Origin of the sequence: Roseimarinus sediminis (genome assembly GCF_050433125.1) — a bacterium.
Classification (GTDB): domain Bacteria; phylum Bacteroidota; class Bacteroidia; order Bacteroidales; family Prolixibacteraceae; genus Roseimarinus; species Roseimarinus sediminis.
Genome location: NZ_JBNPXV010000007.1, coordinates 92,197 through 111,806 on the forward strand (window position 1 = coordinate 92,197; position 19,610 = coordinate 111,806).

Annotated in this window: 18 protein-coding genes; 8 read left to right on the forward strand and 10 right to left on the reverse strand. The window is 43.9% G+C overall.

Features of this window, described 5'->3' with window-relative positions; translation table 11 throughout:
- Nucleotides 1–18 precede the first annotated feature (18 nt).
- The 6 genes from FHS86_RS10635 (at nucleotide 19) to FHS86_RS10660 (ending at nucleotide 6,215) form a co-directional block, all read left to right on the forward strand.
- A complete protein-coding gene (locus tag FHS86_RS10635) occupies nucleotides 19–729 on the forward strand; it encodes a DNA alkylation repair protein (protein WP_429413114.1) in 711 nt (236 codons plus the stop codon).
- Between the two features lie 31 nt (nucleotides 730–760).
- A complete protein-coding gene (locus FHS86_RS10640; RefSeq protein WP_429413116.1) occupies nucleotides 761–1,351 on the forward strand; it encodes a pentapeptide repeat-containing protein in 591 nt (196 codons plus the stop codon).
- A gap of 65 nt (nucleotides 1,352–1,416) precedes the next feature.
- Nucleotides 1,417–2,472, forward strand: a complete 1,056-nt coding sequence (locus tag FHS86_RS10645) for a hypothetical protein (RefSeq protein WP_429413118.1) — start codon at nucleotides 1,417–1,419, stop codon at nucleotides 2,470–2,472.
- A gap of 97 nt (nucleotides 2,473–2,569) precedes the next feature.
- Complete coding sequence (locus FHS86_RS10650) at nucleotides 2,570–4,906, forward strand: TonB-dependent receptor (protein ID WP_429413119.1); 2,337 nt, start codon at nucleotides 2,570–2,572, stop codon at nucleotides 4,904–4,906.
- A gap of 16 nt (nucleotides 4,907–4,922) precedes the next feature.
- On the forward strand, nucleotides 4,923–5,714 hold the full coding sequence (locus tag FHS86_RS10655) for a DUF4249 domain-containing protein (RefSeq protein WP_429413121.1): 792 nt from the start codon (nucleotides 4,923–4,925) through the stop codon (nucleotides 5,712–5,714).
- Between the two features lie 15 nt (nucleotides 5,715–5,729).
- A complete protein-coding gene (locus tag FHS86_RS10660) occupies nucleotides 5,730–6,215 on the forward strand; it encodes a PaaI family thioesterase (protein WP_429413123.1) in 486 nt (161 codons plus the stop codon).
- A 93-nt stretch (nucleotides 6,216–6,308) separates the two neighbouring features.
- Here the strand turns inward: FHS86_RS10660 and FHS86_RS10665 are convergent, their stop codons facing one another.
- The gene (locus FHS86_RS10665; RefSeq protein ID WP_429413125.1) at nucleotides 6,309–9,293 is read right to left on the reverse strand and encodes a glycoside hydrolase family 2 protein; all 2,985 of its coding nucleotides are present in this window, start codon (nucleotides 9,291–9,293) and stop codon (nucleotides 6,309–6,311) included.
- A gap of 533 nt (nucleotides 9,294–9,826) precedes the next feature.
- On the opposite strand from FHS86_RS10665, the gene FHS86_RS10670 reads away from it, so the two are divergent.
- Entirely contained in the window at nucleotides 9,827–11,200 is a 1,374-nt protein-coding gene (locus tag FHS86_RS10670; protein ID WP_429413127.1) for an MFS transporter, read from the forward strand.
- Between the two features lie 24 nt (nucleotides 11,201–11,224).
- Nucleotides 11,225–12,199, forward strand: a complete 975-nt coding sequence (locus FHS86_RS10675) for an ROK family protein (RefSeq protein ID WP_429413129.1) — start codon at nucleotides 11,225–11,227, stop codon at nucleotides 12,197–12,199.
- Between the two features lie 113 nt (nucleotides 12,200–12,312).
- Here the strand turns inward: FHS86_RS10675 and FHS86_RS10680 are convergent, their stop codons facing one another.
- From FHS86_RS10680 to FHS86_RS10720, 9 genes are all read right to left on the reverse strand, one after another.
- The gene (locus FHS86_RS10680; RefSeq protein ID WP_429413131.1) at nucleotides 12,313–12,735 is read right to left on the reverse strand and encodes a VOC family protein; all 423 of its coding nucleotides are present in this window, start codon (nucleotides 12,733–12,735) and stop codon (nucleotides 12,313–12,315) included.
- Nucleotides 12,732–13,655 (reverse strand): alpha/beta hydrolase, encoded by a 924-nt coding sequence (locus FHS86_RS10685; RefSeq protein WP_429413133.1) that lies wholly within the window; start codon nucleotides 13,653–13,655, stop codon nucleotides 12,732–12,734. The genes FHS86_RS10680 and FHS86_RS10685 overlap by 4 nt, the downstream gene beginning before the upstream one ends.
- A 63-nt stretch (nucleotides 13,656–13,718) precedes the next feature.
- Nucleotides 13,719–14,303, reverse strand: coding sequence for a Crp/Fnr family transcriptional regulator (locus FHS86_RS10690; RefSeq protein ID WP_429413135.1), 585 nt, complete (start codon nucleotides 14,301–14,303; stop codon nucleotides 13,719–13,721).
- The gene (locus FHS86_RS10695) at nucleotides 14,296–15,045 is read right to left on the reverse strand and encodes a hypothetical protein (protein WP_429413137.1); all 750 of its coding nucleotides are present in this window, start codon (nucleotides 15,043–15,045) and stop codon (nucleotides 14,296–14,298) included. Before FHS86_RS10695 ends, FHS86_RS10690 begins: the two co-directional genes overlap by 8 nt.
- A 128-nt stretch (nucleotides 15,046–15,173) precedes the next feature.
- Nucleotides 15,174–15,662, reverse strand: coding sequence for a hypothetical protein (locus tag FHS86_RS10700; protein ID WP_429413139.1), 489 nt, complete (start codon nucleotides 15,660–15,662; stop codon nucleotides 15,174–15,176).
- A gap of 105 nt (nucleotides 15,663–15,767) precedes the next feature.
- Nucleotides 15,768–16,067, reverse strand: a complete 300-nt coding sequence (locus tag FHS86_RS10705; RefSeq protein WP_429413140.1) for a hypothetical protein — start codon at nucleotides 16,065–16,067, stop codon at nucleotides 15,768–15,770.
- Between the two features lie 212 nt (nucleotides 16,068–16,279).
- Nucleotides 16,280–16,984, reverse strand: a complete 705-nt coding sequence (locus FHS86_RS10710) for a hypothetical protein (RefSeq protein ID WP_429413142.1) — start codon at nucleotides 16,982–16,984, stop codon at nucleotides 16,280–16,282.
- A 351-nt stretch (nucleotides 16,985–17,335) separates the two neighbouring features.
- Complete coding sequence (locus FHS86_RS10715; protein WP_429413144.1) at nucleotides 17,336–18,031, reverse strand: nucleotidyl transferase AbiEii/AbiGii toxin family protein; 696 nt, start codon at nucleotides 18,029–18,031, stop codon at nucleotides 17,336–17,338.
- Between the two features lie 92 nt (nucleotides 18,032–18,123).
- Nucleotides 18,124–18,915: a type IV toxin-antitoxin system AbiEi family antitoxin domain-containing protein gene (locus FHS86_RS10720; RefSeq protein ID WP_429413146.1), complete on the reverse strand. Its 792-nt coding sequence runs from the start codon at nucleotides 18,913–18,915 to the stop codon at nucleotides 18,124–18,126.
- Between the last annotated feature and the right edge of the window lie 695 nt (nucleotides 18,916–19,610).

Consider the following 19,610-nt stretch of genomic DNA (forward strand, 5'->3'; position numbering starts at 1 on the left):
AAGCTTAAAAATTGAAAAATGAACAAGCACATCGATTTGTTGAGAAAACGCCTCACTGAAGCGGCCGATGAAAAGACCCGTGAAGGCAGCCAGCACTTTTTTAAGGAAACAGTGCAGGTGTATGGCGTTAAAGCAAAACCTTTAAAAGCAATCAGTAAGGAGTTGTATCAGCAATTGAAAAGTCATTCGAAAAATGAAATTTTCTTGCTGTGCGAAACACTCTGGCAGTCGGGAATGCTCGAGGAAAGCTTTGTGGCCGGCGATTGGTGTTATGCACGGCGAAAGGAATATGTGCCTGACGATTTGATCCTTTTCCGACGGTGGATCGATAAGTATGTGAGTAATTGGGCCAGCTGCGATAATTTTTGTAACCACAGCATGGGAGAGCTGATGATGCGCTACCCTGAATTATTGATCGAACTACTTGGTTTTACCGGTTCCGAAAACCGCTGGATGCGCCGTGCTGCAGCAGTATCGCTCATTGTGCCTGCCCGAAAAGGCATGTTTATCGATATTGTATTTAAGATCGCCGACCTTTTACTTCACGACCACGACGACATGGTACAAAAAGGTTATGGCTGGATGTTGAAAGTAGCTGCTAAACACCACCAGGAGAAAGTTTTCGACTTTGTGATGAAGCACCGCGAAACCATGCCCCGAACAGCCCTGCGCTATGCCATTGAGAAAATGCCCGAAGCACTCAGGCGCGAAGCCATGAAGCGCAATTAGCGAAAAGCAGTAAGTTAATAACTACCTATAAATGTCATCATTACCAATGAATGAAACCTACATAAGTGACCAGCATTTTGAAAAACTCGACTTTACAGTCCATCCAATTCAAAAAGCAAACTATGAAGATTGTAGTTTTACCGATTGTAACTTCTCGGCGGTCGATCTGAGTGAGCTTCGCTTTAGCGATTGTGAATTCAAAAGCTGCAATTTGAGCATGGCACGGTTGCGTAAAACGGCATTCAGCACGGTGAACTTTCACGGCTGCAAGTTGCTGGGGCTTCAGTTCAACGAGCTCAGTACCTTTGGACTTTCTTTCAGCTTTGAGCAGTGTCAGCTCGATCATGCAGTATTTTACAAATTAAATTTGAAAGGAATTCGTTTTGACGATTGCCGTTTGCTGGAAGCCGATTTTGGTGAATGCAATCTGACGAAGGCTGTTTTCGATCATTGTGATCTGTCGGGGGCGCTGTTTGATCAAAGCATTCTGGAACAAGCCGATTTTCGTACAGCACACAATTTTACAATCGACCCCGAAAACAACCGAATGAAAAAGGCCCGTTTTAGTGAAGCAGGTCTGGCTGGTTTATTGCAGAAATACAACATCCTCATTGAACATTAAAAATTCAGGCTTTCAGACTAAAGTTCCATGGCATAAACATTATCTTCGCTTTCAGAATAAATGGTATGAAGCACACCCTGAAACTAAGCGTTTTTTTGGCCCTGATTTTTCTGGCCGCTATCAGCCATGCCCAGCTTTGGGTGGCCGACACGCTGGTGGTCAGTCCTGTGCTTCCGCCTTCGTCTGACGCAGGTTTCCGGCTCAGCGAAGTAAACGATCAACGTGAAGTTGCTCCCACTTTTCTTTCGGTGTATGAAAAGAAGAAATGGCTTTTTTTTCCGGTCGATCAGCTGGTGGTCAGTGAGCAGGCACTCAGCCGGCTGCTCGAAAACGCCTTTTCGGCCGATAGCGCAGAACTGAATGCATACCGGGTCAATATCAACAGTTTTCATATCGGGCAATTAACCGGACTCGGAAAACGTAATCTCAACCTTTTTGCAAGTCTCGAAGTTTTCAATGCTTCGGCAGGCGATACCACCCTCGTTGGCACTTTCTATTATGAACTGCCCCTGATTGACAAGAAGAAAATTCCACTGGATGAAAGCTACAGAAAACTGTTGCAGCAATGGGGCCGGAATTTTAATACCGACCTGATGGTAGTAGACAAAGAAATTGATGTGTTAACCGGAAACGAACTTTATCATTTCAGAAGAGGAAAGACGGCCACCGACAAGAATTTTTACACGGGAGTTGAAGTATTTGCAGGGCTTGATTTTTGGGGTCTGGACGCCGAATTGTTGTTTTCGGAACCCGAAGGAAGCCGCATCTTTAACCGCAGCGTCCATTTGATGCGTTATGTAAATCATACCGATTTTCAGGCCATCGCTTTTGGCCGGAATGTTCGTTTGTGGAATTATCGCCTAAACGAGCGGGCCCTTTTTTCTCATAAACTGGCCTTGCTGATGGGCGTGAATAACTGGAAAAACATGGAAACGACGGCGCATGGTTTGGAGGAAATTCTGTTTTTCAACTTATCGTTTAACCAGCGGATTGCACTCAACCGTTTCGATCGAAGCGGCCTTGTAGCCGGAATTGGTGTGATGGAAGATCTTCATTACATAATTGGTCATCGTCCGAAACTTAAAATAGCGTTAACCCTGAATTGTGCCTATAAATTCTAAGGAAATAGAAGAGGAGCGCAGGAATTGGCTGTATGTATCATTGGCCCTTGCTTCGCTCTACATAAAGATAAATGGAAAGTCAAAAACCACGATAGCCTTGAAAAGTTGTTTACTGTACATGGTGTTGCTATTGCTTGCGGTGGAGCTAAGTGCCCAACGAGGCACACTGTCGGGCATTGTGAGCGATGCAGCAAGTGGTGAAACACTGGTGCATGCCAGCCTGTATCTGCGCGAAAGTGGAAAAGGCACCATCACCGATGAAAATGGTTTTTTTGTGCTGAGCGGAATTGAAGAGCAAAACAGCACTTTGCTGGTGTCGTACACCGGCTTTCTTCAAAAGGAACTAAAACTTCAAACCGGGCAGGGGCAAAATCAATTTGTGGAAGTAAAACTGTTTCCCGCCGATGTTGAATTGGAGGAAATCAGGGTCATGGGGAGCGGAAGCGGGCAGCTGGGCGATCGCGATGTGGAAATCAGCATGCATACACTTTCACCAAAAGCCATTCAAAGCATCCCCACAGCAAGGAACGATGTATTCAGGGCCCTGCGTTATTTGCCCGGCGTTGAAGGCACCGAGCCAATGTCGCCACTGGTTTCGGTACGGGGAAGCGATCCGGGCGAGAACCTGATCATGCTCGACGGAGTGACCATTTACAATCCCTACCATTTCATGAGTTCATCGGGCATTTTCAATATGCAGACGGTTAAAAACACCGACATCATGGCCGGTGGCTTTGGTGCTGAATATGGCGGACGCAATGCTTCGGTTATCAACATCTCGACCCGCGACGGTCATCACAGCGAGTTGCATGGTGAAGTACGCCCTTCAACAGCCGAGTCGAAGGTTTTTCTCGAGTTTCCGCTTGGTGAGAAAACGACGATGATGGTTGCTTCGCGTCTCAATTACGACATTCCCGGTAATTTTCTGATGTACAGCAACAACTATTTCTACGATGCCAACCTTTCGCTTACACACCGACTGAATGCCAAAAACCGGCTTACTTTGAAGTATTTTGCTTCGGCCGATCGAACCAGGCTCGATTTTAACAAGCTCTACCGCTACATGGGGCACACCCTTGGCATGGAAGACGTATTCAACGATTTAAGCCTGAAATGGGTCAATCGCTGGAACAATCAGATTGCGACTCTCATCTGGAAATCGGTACCCGGACCAAAATTATTTTTGCGTGTTCAGGTGAGCGGCTCGTTTCATCGCGCCGATAATTTTAGCGAAATGAAGCTGAATGTCGAAAATATGGTGTACGATACTTCCACCCGTTTTGGGAGCAGTATTGATGATCTGACAGGCAAAGCACAGTTAAGCTATCATCCCTTTAGCGGCAATGAACTGAAAACCGGTGTCGAATACAGTGCTTACCGCTTTTATAACGCCTCGGCGCTGAATAATTTTGACTATGGGAGTGCTGAGAAAACACCCGATCTGCTGGCCTTTTTTATCGAAGACAAAATAACACTGGGCGCGCTGATGCTTCGTCCCGGGGTGCGAATGAGCCGCTTTGTGAGTGGCGACTGGCGTTATGAACCGCGGATGAATGCAGTATGGCAATTGCCCGGTCGCGTTAAGCTGCAGGCTGCCTGGGGACGTTATTACCAATACATTGTGAGCATGAATACCCAGGAGTTTGAATTCAACCAGTTCCTCGATTACTATTATCCGCTGATGAACAGCACCCCCGGCTATTCGGAACATTTCATTCTGGGAGCTGAGAAACAACTGGGTACTCAGCACCTGTTGTCGGTCGATTTGTACTACAAGCCCATACACCGGACCTATGTTTTCGATTTGATGCAGGACAAACACGAGGCTTTTGCGCTCAGCGATAAAATAGTAGCCGGCGAGGGACGTTCCTACGGTATGGAACTGATGTGGAAGGGCCAATGGGATCGCTTTTCGGGCTGGGGATCCTACACTTTGTCGAAGTCGCTTCGCTCGTTTCCTCATCTGATGAACGGGGAATGGTTTCCTTACGATTACGACCGTCGCCACAGCATCAAGGCCGTGATGAATTACGAAGCCACCCGGCGTATTTCCTACAGTGCTTCGTTCATAGCACAAAGCGGGGTGCCCCGTTCGGTTGAAAACATGCTGCAAATGTATTATATGTACGATCCTTTGAGCGGACAAATGACTTACAGCCCGCAATTTACGGTTCAGCATAAAAATACCACCCGCATGCCCTGGCTGCTTTATCTCGATCTGGGACTGAAAAAACAAGTGGTGAGCGGTTTTGGTAAAAATCTGGCTGATTTCTTCGGAGCCGATGAATCGTATTTTGTGCTGAACGTGCAAAATGTGTTATTTTTCAGACGCAATGTGTTGTATTACCTCACGCTGGGCGATTTCGACCGTTATGTTCCCCTGGGTGACAATTATTTACCCACAGTGAGCGCCGGTTACACCATTAAGTTTTAACAGGAATAGGAAAGAAATGAAAAAGTTCGCACATAAAGCAAAATGGCTCCTGCTTCTCGTAATGTTACCGGGTTTTTCAGCCTGCCTGAAAATTGGTGAATACTATGCCGGTTTAAATATGCAGCCCGAAACTCCTGAATTTGAACCGGCGTTGAATGTATACGGCCTGCTGATGGCCGGTGATTTGCCTGATTCCATCAATCATCATTTTGAGGTGCAACAGGTACTCGACCTGCTTGAATGGACAGAGGACATCGAAGTGAGCGATGCTACCGTACTGCTTCAAAGTAGCAATCAGAAGCATGAGGTAAAACGATACGAGCTTGTACATCAGGACAGTGGCCGTTATTTTAATGCTGCCATTGATGTCAATCCGGGTGAAAGGTGGACCTACGAATGTACAAAGGATAGCTTTAGCATAACTTCTGACTGTATTGTTCCCGCAATTCCCGTGTTGGCGCAGAACCCTGTAATCAGTGCCAATTCGCTTCGTTTGAGTGTGAAAGCCGATTCTTCTGCATTTCTGTACCAGTTTTATTTGCTTACGCCGACGGCTACCTTCGAGCTGTTTTTATTACCCGAAAATGGAAGCAACACGGCCGTAATGCTGGAACCGGGCTGGGATTTTATTCCTGATGATGCTGTGCTTTTCATTTGTGCCTACGATCAACAATTGCGTCAATACATGGCTGCCTCAAATACCTTTTTTAAACCCAATGCCTACCGGCCGCCCTTTTCAACTGTCGAGGGGGGGTATGGAACATTTGGAGCAGTGAGCATGGCGCGTTTTGTACTGAATGAGATCTAATTTTAAAAGAATAATATGAGACGAATTATTAATCCTTTTGCTGATTTGTGGAAGGAGGGTTACAATTGCTTTGGCTGTTCGCCCAAAAACGACATTGGATTGCAGCTCGAATTTTTCGACGACGGGGAAGGGCTTGTTGCCTTCTGGCAGCCAAAGGAGCTACTCCAGGGTTACCCCGATGTGGTACACGGTGGTATTCAGTCAACCCTGCTGGATGAAATCGGTGGCTGGACCGTTTATATTAAGTGCCAAACTGCCGGTGTTACCACCAACATGAATATCAGCTTTCATCGTCCCATGCGGATTTCGTCGGGGAAAGTACGAATCGTTGGCCGCTTAAAAGAACAAAATGAAAAAACAGCGGTGATGTACACGGCACTTACCGACGAAAAGGGAGAGGTGGTGTATACCGAAGGGCTCATTACTTATTTTATTTATCCGCAGGCCCTTGCAGTAAGTCGGATGCACTACCCCGGACTGGCAGCTTTTTATGAAGAATAAAACGAAGGGTGTCCCGCAATTAAAAACAGGGACACCCATGATGCAGCTATTCAATACAATATTTTGCTTGTTCAAATACAGTTTTTGCTATTCTCATTTCGTTTTTATTTCATAAACAAGCGCCTTTGTTTGGTTGAAAGCTTTGACGCCGAGTACCGCTTCTTCAGTTAAATCGTCAGTTGCAATTTTTACTGTGGTTTCAATGCTTTCGCCCGGAAGCAGGCTGAAATAATTGTTGCTCCAGTGGGATGGCAGCAGTTCAGTTCCCGATTTTTTCCCGTTTAGTTTTAAGGCCGTCATCAATGCAGGTGCCTTGCCCTTGTTGCTAAGCTGAACTTTGTATTCACCTTTTTGTAACTCAATTGCTTCGACGAGCAGCTCTGCTTCTGCCAGTTCCTGTAAAGCTTTAAAATCGTTTTGAGGATGCAGCCAGTAAAAATTACGCGACAACTGTGTACCGGCTTCATCTTCGATGCTTAGCAGCAAAAAGCTGATTCCGTCGATTGCCGGTACAAGCCATCCGGGAGAGCTGACAGCATTTGCCGGCAGCTCGCTTGAAATATGCTGTTCCCAAACCAGCTGCATGTCGAAGTCGTAAAGGCTTGCTTTGATCATCACATTGTTAAAATCGGACAGACGGGAGTTGATGATGTCGACTTCCATGGTGGCACGGTTAAGCTGGATGTGAACCGGTTCGTTGGCCAGCTGACTGGCGTAGAAACCTGAATGAGCCTGCAGGTACCAGTCGTACAACTGCCAAACCACACTGGGCCAGCTCGAGTTCGATTTCCAAAGGGCATAGCCGCTTGAATTGTCCCACAACTGGTAGTTAATTGCTTCGATGCACGAACGGTACGCATCGTAATTGACCAGCTGACTTTTGGCAATGTAGTCGGCAAAACCTTTATTGCTGCTTGAATCGGATGTCCCGTAAAAGCCACTTACCAAATTGTGGTAATGGGTGAATTTGCGCTGATCGCTCGCAAAACGGTCGGTGGCATCGTGGTAGGTCCATTCGCTGTTCAGTGGAAACTGGCCTGTTTTCCAGTCTTGTCCCATTTGGTTCATGAATTTCTTCATGCTTTCCAGCTCGGGTACTCCGCTGGGACCCAGTTCACTGCTAAAACCCTGAAGCTTGGGATTGGTGAAATAGTCGGCGGGAGCCAGCGTGTGATAAGGGCCTCCTCCGTGCAGACCATCATCGTTCGAAATTTTCAGGTAATGTTTTGTATCGCGCCCGTCGTATTGCGGCAGTATTTCGTTCATAATCAATTCTTCCCTTGGATTGGGGCCTTCATTGCCACCGCACCAGATCACCAGCGAAGGATGGTTCCGGTATTTCTTTACCATGGCAATGGTGTTGTTTTTAAACACATCGTGGTTGGGTGTGTAGCCCGGCGTATTTTTAAAAGTGCCCCAGAAGTCGTTCAGAAAATCCTGCCAAAGCAGCACTCCGTGACGGTCGGCTGCTTCGAAAAAGGCTTTTGGCGGAGCTCCGGTCGGACCCCAAACCCTTAACAAATTCAAACCGGCCGCTTTGCTGAGCATGATTTCATGTTCATAACGGCTGGCTGTCCAGTTCAGCATCATGTCGATAACCCAGTTTCCGCCTTTCATATAAATGGGCTGGCCATTGATTTTGTAAACCCTTTCGTTGCTCCCGATGAAGGTTTCCACTTCGCGAATGCCAAAGTGGGTACTGCTTTCACTTTGATCACCATCGGCACTAAGCGCTTCCATTTTGAGCGTGTAAAGTGTTTGAGCTCCATAGCCGTGTGGCCACCAGAGTTTGGGGTGTTGAAGCTGTAATTGTGCGTAGGAGCCGGGCTCCCAGAATATTTCGAGGGTATCAAATGCTGCGATTTCAAAATCCTGTTCCAGTTCTATGTTGAAAGCCCCTTCGTTGACAATGCCTTTTATGCTTCCCCGTTTTACCCTGGAGGAATGATTGATTAAAGAAGCCGAAATAGTCAGTTTGGCATGGGTGGTATCGGGCAGGGGCAGGTCGGATGTAACATACAGGTCACTCAGTTCAAGTTCATCGGAAAAGGTGAGATATACCTCTTCTGTAATGCCCATGTCGCGGTCGCGCACGGCAGGCTGCCAGTCCCAGCCCAGTACGTCCCATTTTGTGTAGTCCCTGGTAATCAGTGCATCATCTCCCAGATTACGACCCGGATGGGCAAGAGGTTGAACCGGCGGCGGTGCCGGTTTCCCGGGATGATCGGGTGGATAAATGGCAATGGCCAAACGGTTCTGATTTTTCAGGCTGGAGCCCGGGTCGATGCGGAAATGCTTTTCCATGCCCACCAGTTGTGCTGTATCGGCCAGTAAAACACCGTTCAGCCATACTTCGGCGCGGTAGTTGATTTCACCCAGGTTGAGCCAGGCTATTTTTTCGGTCGGAGCTTCCAGCTCAAAATCACAGAGGTACCAGTATTTTGCCTTCCAGGGATTCTGTCCTTCTATGTGACTGTATTTCAGTAGGTCGTATTCGGTGTTGAATTCATCGTTGGCATCGGGAATCAGAAGGTTGTTGAGCGATACATAGGGATTGGGATAAACAGCATTCCTGACCAGCGCGCTTAAGACCGTTGAGGGCAGCGAGGTGCTGTGCCAGTCGTCGGTGTTGATTTCGCTGCTGCTGAGTTTTTCACCTTCCATGTCAAGCAGCAGTGATGATTTGACTTTCCAGTTGTGGCGAAGCAAAACCGCATTTTCGGGCAACGCTTCAAGGGGCTGGTCGTCGATACTGAACGCTGCCAGTTCGCTTTTCATTCTTTTATTGCCACTTACGGCAATTACCTGCCAGCTATGTTCTCCAAACGACAGGTTGAAAGGCGTATGAAAATTACGGTCGGATGGAACTTCGGCCATTCGTTTACCGTCGATGATCAGTTCGTAATAATCGCAGGCAACGGCTTCCCAGCTAAAATTGGGCATGTTGTTGTTAAGTACGATACCATCGGCAGGAGCAATAGGGTGGGGCGCCGACGCATCGCATCCCGACAGCAGAAGCAGGAACAGTCCCAACAGAAGCATTCCGTCTTTAATTGAGTGTTGATGAAAATAAGGCATAATAAATCAGGTTTAGTCGGATGAATACATGGTACACCAACATTTTTTCATACGATCGCTGGTTGGATATACCGTGCTTGAAGATAAAGCTTATTTTTGATTTAGAAAATGCTGTATTTTCCGGATTTTAGAGCCCCCAATAAGTGTAGTTGCAAACGATGAAGAAAGGGACATACATGATTGTTTCAAATGCCATGAGCGGAGGTAACAATTTTCGCATTTCACAGGCTGTGGTTTTGCTTTTTTGTGTTGGTTTTCTTTCTTTTATGTTGAGGTTTGTATTGGCAGTTGAAAGGACAGAATGAGCGGTAAAAATGCATAGTTGATGTATTGAAGATGTATTTTGTATTGTCGAGTGAGATAAGCGAAACTGTTAAAATGTTGGCGAAAAACTGCTCAAATGTTTCTCATCACCAAAAATGCAATTTTTCACTCCGGAATATTTCTTTGTTTTTGATATCTTGTCGAACATTCATTTATGATCACGATTGAATAAAATCAAGAATTTTCAAAACATAAAAACTAAACAATCGATGGACAGTAAGAAAAACTACACAGTGGGGATGACCACTTTTGGAGCCATTTTTTTCATTTTTGGCTTTGCAACTACTTTTATCATTACGATGACCGCTCCTGTGAAGGCCGTATTCGGCCTGTCGGAGTTTGAAGCGCAGTTGTTGTCATCGGCGTTCTTTATTACCTATCCCATTATGTCGATTCCAACAGGAAGACTGATTAATAAAATTGGTTACAAGTGGACCGTAATTTTGGGTTTGCTGTTAATGGGAATTGGTAGTATTACTTTTGTACCGGCAGCGAAGGGGGCCATACAAAGTTTGTTTTATGTGGCCACGTTTATTCTGGCTACCGGGGTTGTATTTCTGCAGGTGGCAGCCAACCCCTATGTAACTGCTTTGGGTCCCGAAAGTTCTGCTTCGAGTCGTCTGAATTTAACACAGGCATTGAACTCGGTCGCCACCATGGTGGCACCCTGGCTTATCGGAATTGCCATTTTTAAAGGACTTGACCTCCCCGCCCTGGCTACTGCAGCCCAGGAGAAGGCTTATGGGATGGAAGTAGCCGAGCGTATACCGGTTCCTTTTATTATAATGGCTTTAATTGTAATTGCTGTGGCCATTGTACTTTTCACCATTAAACTTCCTGTAATTACTTCTGAAAAGAAAGAAGGAGAGCAAAAAAGTATCTGGAAATATCCTCATGTATTGCTGGGTGCCTTTGGTATTTTTGCCTATGTGGGAGCCGAAGTAGGAAATGCCGGTTTGCTTGTGAATTACATTAAAGGTACCAGTACTTCCATCAATGCCGAAATGGCCTCGACCTATGCTGCCATCTACTGGGGTGGTGCCATGGTAGGACGATTCTTTGGATCGCTCATGTTTTCGGATATGAAGAATGGCGGCAAAAAGATGATGTATGTTGCTCTCATTCTGGTGCTGGCTTTGGTGTCGGGTGCCTTTGTAACCGAGTGGAACTGGAATATCGGACTGATTTTTACCGGTATTGCACTGGTCAACTTCCTGTTTATGCAGATTGGTCGTGGTAAAGCTGCACGCACACTGGCCATTTTTGCCCTGGTTGCTGCTTCGCTCGACCTGGTAACTACCTTTACCACCGGACAGGTGGCTCTTTGGACCGTTGTTTCCATCGGTTTATTTAACTCAATTATGTTCCCGAACATTTTCTCACTGGCCGTGCGTGGTCTCGATGGTGATGAAATGGCACCTGCTTCAGGCCTCATCAATGCCCTGATTCTTGGTGGAGCCATCATCCCTCCGATTATGGGATCGATTGCCGACACTGCCGGCTATTCATGGGCTTTCATTGTTCCTGCCATTTGTTATCTTTACATCTTCTTCTATGCTGTTAAAGGGCATAAGATGAGATAATACGAATTGAAAAATTAAATGATTATGACAAAATTAGCAGTAGGAATTGACATAGGTGGTACGAATACTGCCATCGGAATTGTAAATGAAGCAGGAAAAGTAGTAGCCAAAGGAGGCATCGCCACGCCTTCGGACAGCGATGTGAACAAGTACATCGATGATCTGTCGGCAGCAGTACAACAGCTGATTGATGAAGCCACTCAAAAGGTGGACGCCCCCGAAGTACTGGGTATCGGTATTGGTGCTCCCAATGGTAATTATTACAAGGGAACCATCGAACATGCACCCAACCTTGCCTTCAAGGGCATTGTTCCCTTTGTTGAATTGTTGAAGAAGAAGTTTCCGGCACTGGCATCCATTTCGCTTACCAACGATGCCAATGCAGCCGCCATGGGTGAAATGATTTATGGTGGAGCCAAGGGTATGAAAAACTTTGTAATGTACACCCTGGGAACCGGTGTGGGCAGCGGCCTGGTGGTTAATGGTGACCTGGTTTATGGTGCCGACGGTTTTGCCGGAGAGTGTGGTCATACCACGCTTGTCCCCGGTGGTCGCGCCTGTGGTTGCGGCGCCCGCGGACACCTGGAGGCTTATTGTTCTGCACCGGGAATGAAGCGTACTGCTTTCGAAATCATGGCCCGCGAGAATGCTTCCGACAGCCTGCTGGCCAATCAATCGTTCAATGAGCTCGATTCAAAAGCCATATACGATGCAGCAGTGGCCGGCGATAAGGTGGCCCTTGAGGTATTTGAGCAAACCGGTGAGTGGCTCGGACAGGGCCTGGCCGATACGGTGCATCACCTGAGTCCCGAAGCTATTTTCCTGTTTGGCGGACCCACCGCTGCAGGAGAACTGATTTTCAAGCCGACCAAGGCTTCGATGGAGAAGCACCTCTTGCCCATCTTCAAAGGAAAAATTGAAATCAAACGTTCTGAACTGAGCCTGGGCGATGCTGCCATCGTGGGTGCCAGCGCACTGGTTTGGAAGGGAGCAGAATAAGATGAAAGTTAGAATATTCAAAAAGCAGCATTACCGTAAATCTTGGTAATGCTGCTTTTTTTTTACAGATGGTTCAGACCACAGCTCCCTCTTCACATTAAACAATGCACTTTTTATTTGGTGCACACAATTTCATATTTGATGTTCTCAAAATCCTTAAAATACAAGGCATAATAGTTTTCGCCGTATTCGGGATGAAACCGGGGTTCGGAAACGATGGGAGCACCAATTTTCAGCAGTTGCTGATAAGTAGTATCGACTTCCGTTTTTGATTCGGCTTTAAATGCCAAATGGTGTAAAGCACCCGGTTTTCTGCGGTGTACTTCATCGTTTTTAAAAGCTTCACGTGGCGAAGTGATGGCAAAGGCCAACAGATCATGCGTATATTCTATTACATCGAAATCGTGTGCTTCGATAGAAGCCTTTACTTTTCTTCGGATGTCAAAACCAATTACAGGAAGAAACTGATCGTAAAACTTTTCGGCAACTTGCAGGTCTTTCACGGTAATCTGGATGTGGTCGATAAGTGGTTTCATTGGCTGTGTTTTTGAATAAACTCAACGATGGCATTCATGGCCTCGCTTGCTTCGGGGAATAAGGGCGCTAACAAAGGATAACAATGAATCATTCCTTTGCCGGTTTTTAGTGTGACGTCAACTCCCGACTGATGGGCTTTTTCATAAAAACGAACGCCGTCGTCATATAATTCATCGCTTTCTCCAACACTTATAAAAAGGGGAGGAAGCCCGGTCAGGTCCCCAAATAAAGGTGAAATATAAGGATTTTTTACATCGTGATGTGTCACGTAGAAATGGCTGAAAACATTCCAGCATTCGGGCGGAGCAAGTGAGACCCTGTTTTTTGTGTAATACGAAGGACCTGAGCAGCTTAAATCGGTCCATGGCTGAATGGCAACTGTAGCCCGGGGCATTGGAAGTTGCATGTCTTTTAAGGCCAGTAATAAAGCCAAACACAAACCACCTCCAGCCGATTCACCCATCATAATGATATTTTCGGGTTGGTAAGCTTTCAACAAAACTTCGTTGTACACACTCAGCGAATCGTGTAATGCAGCAGGAAAGGGATTTTCGGGAGCAAGTCCGTATTCATATAGTAAAGCATTTAATCCGGTCTGTTTGGCTATTTTTGCAAGCATGTTGCGATGATCATTACATGAACCTGAAACATAGCCACCGCCATGTACATAGAATATGAGTTGCTTATCCGGAGCATTGTCGGGTAGGATCCATTCCGACAGGATCATGTTGATTATTTCCTGTTTAATTGTAATTCCCTCTGGTAATTTGCCTGAACGGGAAGCACCCTTTTCGCAGCGTTCACGAAATGCCAGCACCGATTCAATATTGCACTCCATTGCTTTCTTCCTTAAGCGACCCTGCATAATATGGCTGGAACGCAAGGCTCCTATGATTAGTTTGCTTTTTAAACTTGCCATGACAGCTAATTTATTATTTATGGCAAAAATGATCTTTTCTTTGTAAAGCAAAATTCACTTATGTTAACTTTTTTGTTTTTTGTATAATTTGGTGCGGATCTGGCTTAACGACTGGGGAGCAATACCCAGGAACGAAGCAAGGTACTTTAAAGGAAGCTTTTGTATCAATCCGGGGGGATATCGTTGGAGTAAAATTTCGTAATTTTTTTCAGCAGTATGGATTTTTGATTCCAACATTCGTTTTTCGGTGTATTCCTGAATCTCGTTTAACAACATGCGCATAAAAACATTCCAGGTATTTATCTTTTCAAGTTTCCTGTATTGCTGGTAGTTTATTTTCCAAACAATTGTTTTTTCGAGTGCCTGAATACTTTCGTTGGCAGGTGACTGGTTGCGAAAACTAATTTTTGAAGTGAAACAATAAGGAGCATGTGCAAACGCTTTTGTAATATCAGTACCATCGATGTTGCAGTAAAAACGAATCAGCCCCTGTTCAAAAAAATAGAAGTACCTGCAAATGCTGCCTTCTTCGAGTATCACTTCGTTTTTTTGAAAAACCGCTTGTTGAAATTCCATTTTAATCTCGTCCCAATCGTGTTGCGACAAGTCGACGTAGGAGCCAATAAAATCTTTGAATTGTTCAATCATCAGGGAACTGTATGGCACTTTCCAAAATCAATATTTTATATTTGCTGAATAGCCCGGTTTTGATCCAGCCCAGGCGCGAACCATTTTCAAGCTTAATTCCTATGTATTTTATCTGCTCCGGAGGAAATGCTTCAAAACAATCCTTCATTTGTTGCTCTTGTACATTGTAGAAAGTATCTCTGCTAGTTTCATATTGTGCAATCGGAATAGTATAGCCTTCATTCTTCATGGTAATAATGGCTGAGGCAAAAATATTGTCTTCACTTAGCTGTTCACCTTCATCTAATGGTATTAATTTAAAAGTTGGGGTAATTCTCAAAATTGAATCATTCTCTTCTTTTCGATGGCAAGTGTAATTTAATGTTTGGGTAATCAGCACAGCTCCATCTTTCAATTCTCTGGTATAGCTGCTCTCATTAAAAAAGAGGGTGTCAATGGTAGAATAACCAAAAAATTGCACATCATCATGGAGGGTTTTGACAATCGACCTGGGGTGATATCCTACCTCAGAAGACCCCCAAATTGTACTTTCAAACTGAACATCATCGGTTCCATCCCGATCGAGATCAATGTTAAAACTACTTGCTTCATTGTATTCTCCAATCACCAGGGTATCGTAGGAGTTGACCTGCATGTGGCTATAATCACCGGTTTTTATAATGGAGCTTTTGGGCTCCTGGTCTTCCTGGCAACTAAAAAGGAAAAGAACAAAAGCTGTGTATGGTAAGATTCTTTTTGTCATTTTTGTTTAAAAGTACAAATATTATAGTACATACAGGCAATATTGGAGCAAGTAAAATCATGATGTAATAAAGTAATACTACTTTTTGAAAAGAGGCCATCCGATGTGGACAGCCTCATATTTCTTTTTTATTTGACTGTTAGGCAATTGTTTAGCAATTTCTCCCACTTGTCGGCGCATTGAATTTCGTCGCCAAGTTGCAGGTTTTTCTCGGCGTCGTAAAGTTCAAAGTTAATTGCTGCCTGGTTCTTTTTGGAAGGCAGAAAAACCAGGTCGATGTGTTCGGTCAGTACATCGGTTCTGTTCTTTAAACTGGCCGTATGATTACGTTTGATTGTTTTGCACTTTTCAATAGTTGAAAGATCTGCCTTTTGAAAGGTCTTATCGTCTTTATCATATTTCAGAAAGAAAACAAAATTCTTACTTTCGTCTAATGCAAGTAGAAAATCACCACAAAATTCATGTTCACTTATCTCACAATTGAATTGTTGTGCATAAGTATTCAATGATTGCAAAAGGCTTACTTTTTTCCTTTTCTTACGGTATGAAATAATGATAAAAGGAACAACGATTAGCATAATCATAATTGTTCCAATAAGGGTACTTCCTGTATCCATGATATTTTATGTTTTATGGTAAGTAATTGCCAGTCATCGCTGTTGCAATGGCCTGACAGGTAAAGTGGATCACCACCGTGGATGATCAGTAAAACTTAGAAGGAACTACCAAAAATATTGGAAAGGAAATAAGAGGTCAGTTTTACGGTAGTTTACAAGAACATTTCCTGTAAAACAGATGTATTGGGTCAATTCAGCAATGAATAGTCGCTCAGTTGCTTTTATCGCATTCCAATCGTCAGTATAAGTTTCTTTTACATTAGCTTGTGGAATGTTGGAAGATGTATTTACAGAACTTTCAGTATGCGGGGTAAGACCGATGAGTTGAGCCGAAAATTCTGAAATGACCTTTTCCTGTGTACCTGGTTCATCGGCATAAAAACCCGAACCGGCATATGAATTCATTACAACAGCAATTGCCAGGCAATAGATGGTTGTTAAAATAACAGCAGTAATATTTCGGAATTGATCCCTCATTGGTTGAAAATCACGCTGCGAAGATAGCTGAATTACTGATGTCGATACTCATTTGCTGCTGAATTATTTTATTGCCTTTCTTTCAATGAAACTTAGCAGTTTCCCACTATCGGCTTAAACAATACCGTTTTCTCTGATCGTTAGTTATAGAATAAGCCCACATTCAGCAGAAAAGTGACCGTCCTTTGATGAGGGTTGGTGTTGATCGAAAGGTTAAGGGGCAGGGTACAACCGTTTTGTAGTGCAAAAGCTTTTGAGACTTTAGCCCGGGCATGAAGCAGAGCAAACGATGAGGCATAATAGCCTTCAAAGGGTGTGAGGCCCATCGAAAGTTCTGCATTCAAGCACCTGAACCGGAAAGGAACTGCGGCTTCGAACCAGGTGGAGTAGTAAGCTTTTTTGTTGATTGGATTTTTATCGTTGTAAAAGAAGGTAGCTGCTGCCAGCCTCAGCGGGATATGATCGGGGTGGTATTCGACCAGCAACTCGGTGGAATGCCGGTTGGTGCTGTCGCCGAAATCGAAATAGTGGTTGTAGGCATCATTCACCGGATTGTAATAATCGTAAAGCACAAGGGAAAAATCACCCAGCGTATACGATGGAATAATATTGATTTCGGCGTAGTTGAAGTCGATGGCCCGTGAGCCCCAAAGGGTAAGACTGAAGCGGCCTGCATTGAAACTTAGCTCGGGCTGCACTACCGGGGCATGACTGTACACCGTGCCACGCCAGTATTGCTTCGAGGCCAGGTTGACGCCGCCACCCAAAGCCACACCCGATCCGGCTTGCACACCCTGTGCAGCCAACAAGATCAACACAGCAAAAAAAACAGGATGAAAGCGCATAGCAATTACTTCATTTTGCGCCAAAGATAGATGGCGTACTGTTAATAAAAGTTGATTTTTACCAGCCTTTTATGGGTTTTGTATTGCCATGGAAAATGTGAATTGGAGCAAAATGCACCCAAAGCCGGATGGTAAAGCAAGAAAATTGGGAAGCAGGTACCCGTTTAGCTACTGCGTTCTTCATGATTTGCACCAGCTAAATCCGTCCCAGCTGCTGCCAACTTACGACATAGCCCGAATAGCCAGGGTTAAAGCTGTGCAATGCTTGAGATGGGTAAGTAAGTGCTATACAAATTTATTCTATCACTGGGTTTTAGCTTATCAGTTTAGCTAAGTAATTGACTGCATATTCTAAATATTTTTAATCAATTCATTAATTACCCACTCGCTTGCTTTATTTTGATTATACCTAATCCCGGCTCTCAACAATGCTTCCATATCACCTATAAAACCAGGGTCAATTTGTTTTTCTTCAAAATTCATTAGGAACTCCTTTTTACTTGGAGGTCTTTTTCCCCTTGCAAACGTTGTGTATTCTTTAAAACATTGAATTATTTGAGCTGTATCCAGTTCTAAGTGCAGTCGGGCATAGTCTAAATCAAACAAATCTCTGCCTTTACTCCGCTGATATAGCGCCCTCAGTTTTGTTCCTAAAAGTTCGTTAATATTGTAAGTTTTAATATTTGCTTTACCAGAGAACCATTCACTTTCAATTTCAAAAGGAAAATCAACCCAATCCAATACATTGAAGTGTTCTTTGCAGTTTATCTCCAATTTTAAACGCATCCGTATTTCTTCATACTCCGAAGTAAAACGATACAATGCTTTTGCTCCATGTCCACGAACTTGTGTTGTTCTTTTCTCTTCGAAGAAGGTAATAACCTCATTTAACCTTTCCATAATGGGTTTGATAGGTCCTTCTTTAATTTGCACCAAATCAATATCCTCAGAATATCGAGGTGCCGGATTCAGATAGAGTTTGTGTAATGCTGTTCCACCTCTGAATGCAAGGTTTTCTCTCAGGAAGTCATCAGAGAATATTTCCACTAAGGTTCGGGAAATTATTAAATCTTGCTCAACCTGTGAAAATTCATTCCATGGTGCATGCTCCTGCCACTTTGCTATATATGGTTTAGGTATTACAAATCACTTTCTAATTTTACATTAATAGCTACTTTCCACTTATTGTCAACTGCACCTGGTTTCTCTTTTGATTTTGGACTTAATAAAACAGGGAAGAAGTTTTTTGCTTTTAACTCTGAATAAATCATTTCTTGAAACTTTTTTTCTATACCACGTTTTTCAAGCAAGAAACCGAATCTTTGCAAAGTACTTTTATTGGGATACCAGCTTAAAAGTTCTGATAAATCGGATTCAGTTATCTCTTCTGTGAGTTCCTCAATTGTGGCAAGCATTCTGTTTATTCCGCCCAATTTTGTTTGGTGATGTATTAAATCAACAATTGTCAAAGCAGGACTGGAAATTTTAAAAATCCCTGCATCAGCTTTCTTTTGCTGAATATTTTTATCAGACCAATTGGTAGTTGTGAAAAAGCGTATGTCTATAGTATTTTTTGCTATGTCATTAAATTTTGGTTTCTCGGTTATTAAGTAATCCCGCTGAACCTGTTGGTGACTTGCTCCATGAAATTTAGCTGCGGAGAATAAGCCTACATAATAATTCCTGTCCAGATGTTTAAATAGTTTTTCACAGTAAAGTTGTAGAGGGAGTTTTTTTGCTGAAGAATATCTGGGTGTGATAATTAAATAAAATCCCTTTCTAAGATTTACTATTTCTCCTTTCTCTGATAATCGGTGTAGCTCGAATTTTAATGAATTACTGCTTCCATCTGTAGCCATAGCAATCTCATCAACAGAGAATGAGTAACTTTCAATGGATAACAGGTATTTTATATATTCTTTTGCATTCATGTTTAGGAAATATTCGATAAAAGTATCAAATTAGTCTACTATTCTCAAATTATTACTGTGTTTTCTTTGTGTGCTGGCAAAAAAAACAATTCTTTTAATCCCGAAAGTTTTCGGGATGGAAGTGAGTCAGCCTGTGAAATAATTTTTGTTTTACAAAAATTGCTTTGCATTTCACGGGGTAAAAGTCCCTTACGGGCGGGGGTAACACTCCGAACCGTTAGCAAGTGGCAAGGTGGTTTTCCGTGAGGAATGCACTGAAGAGCCTGTCCCGCAAGGCGGGAAAGCCAAACGGCAAATTGGCTTCGCCGATCTTCGATTTCGCTCTTCGGGATTTGCATCAGCCGCTGCCAACTTACGACATAGCCCGTATGGTGGTTGAATCGCTACCAATACTTGCAAAAATCCTATGCATCAGAGACATTTCCTGAATCGAATAAATAAACCTTATTTTCCGGGCCAACCTTAGTAGCCAGCAACATCTAGTATCATTCAACCTTATTTACCTTATTTTTTAATGTACTCATAGGATTTTCAGGTTCATTAGTTTGCAGCCGTTCCCTCTAATAAGGTTAATAAGGTTTGGTAAAAAGGATTGCTGCATTGACTACTAAGGTTTAAAACACAGAAATAAGGTTTCTTTATAGCTGAATGCATGAGAAGGGGAGCATGGGGCAAAGGTGTTCGAACGGGTTCTC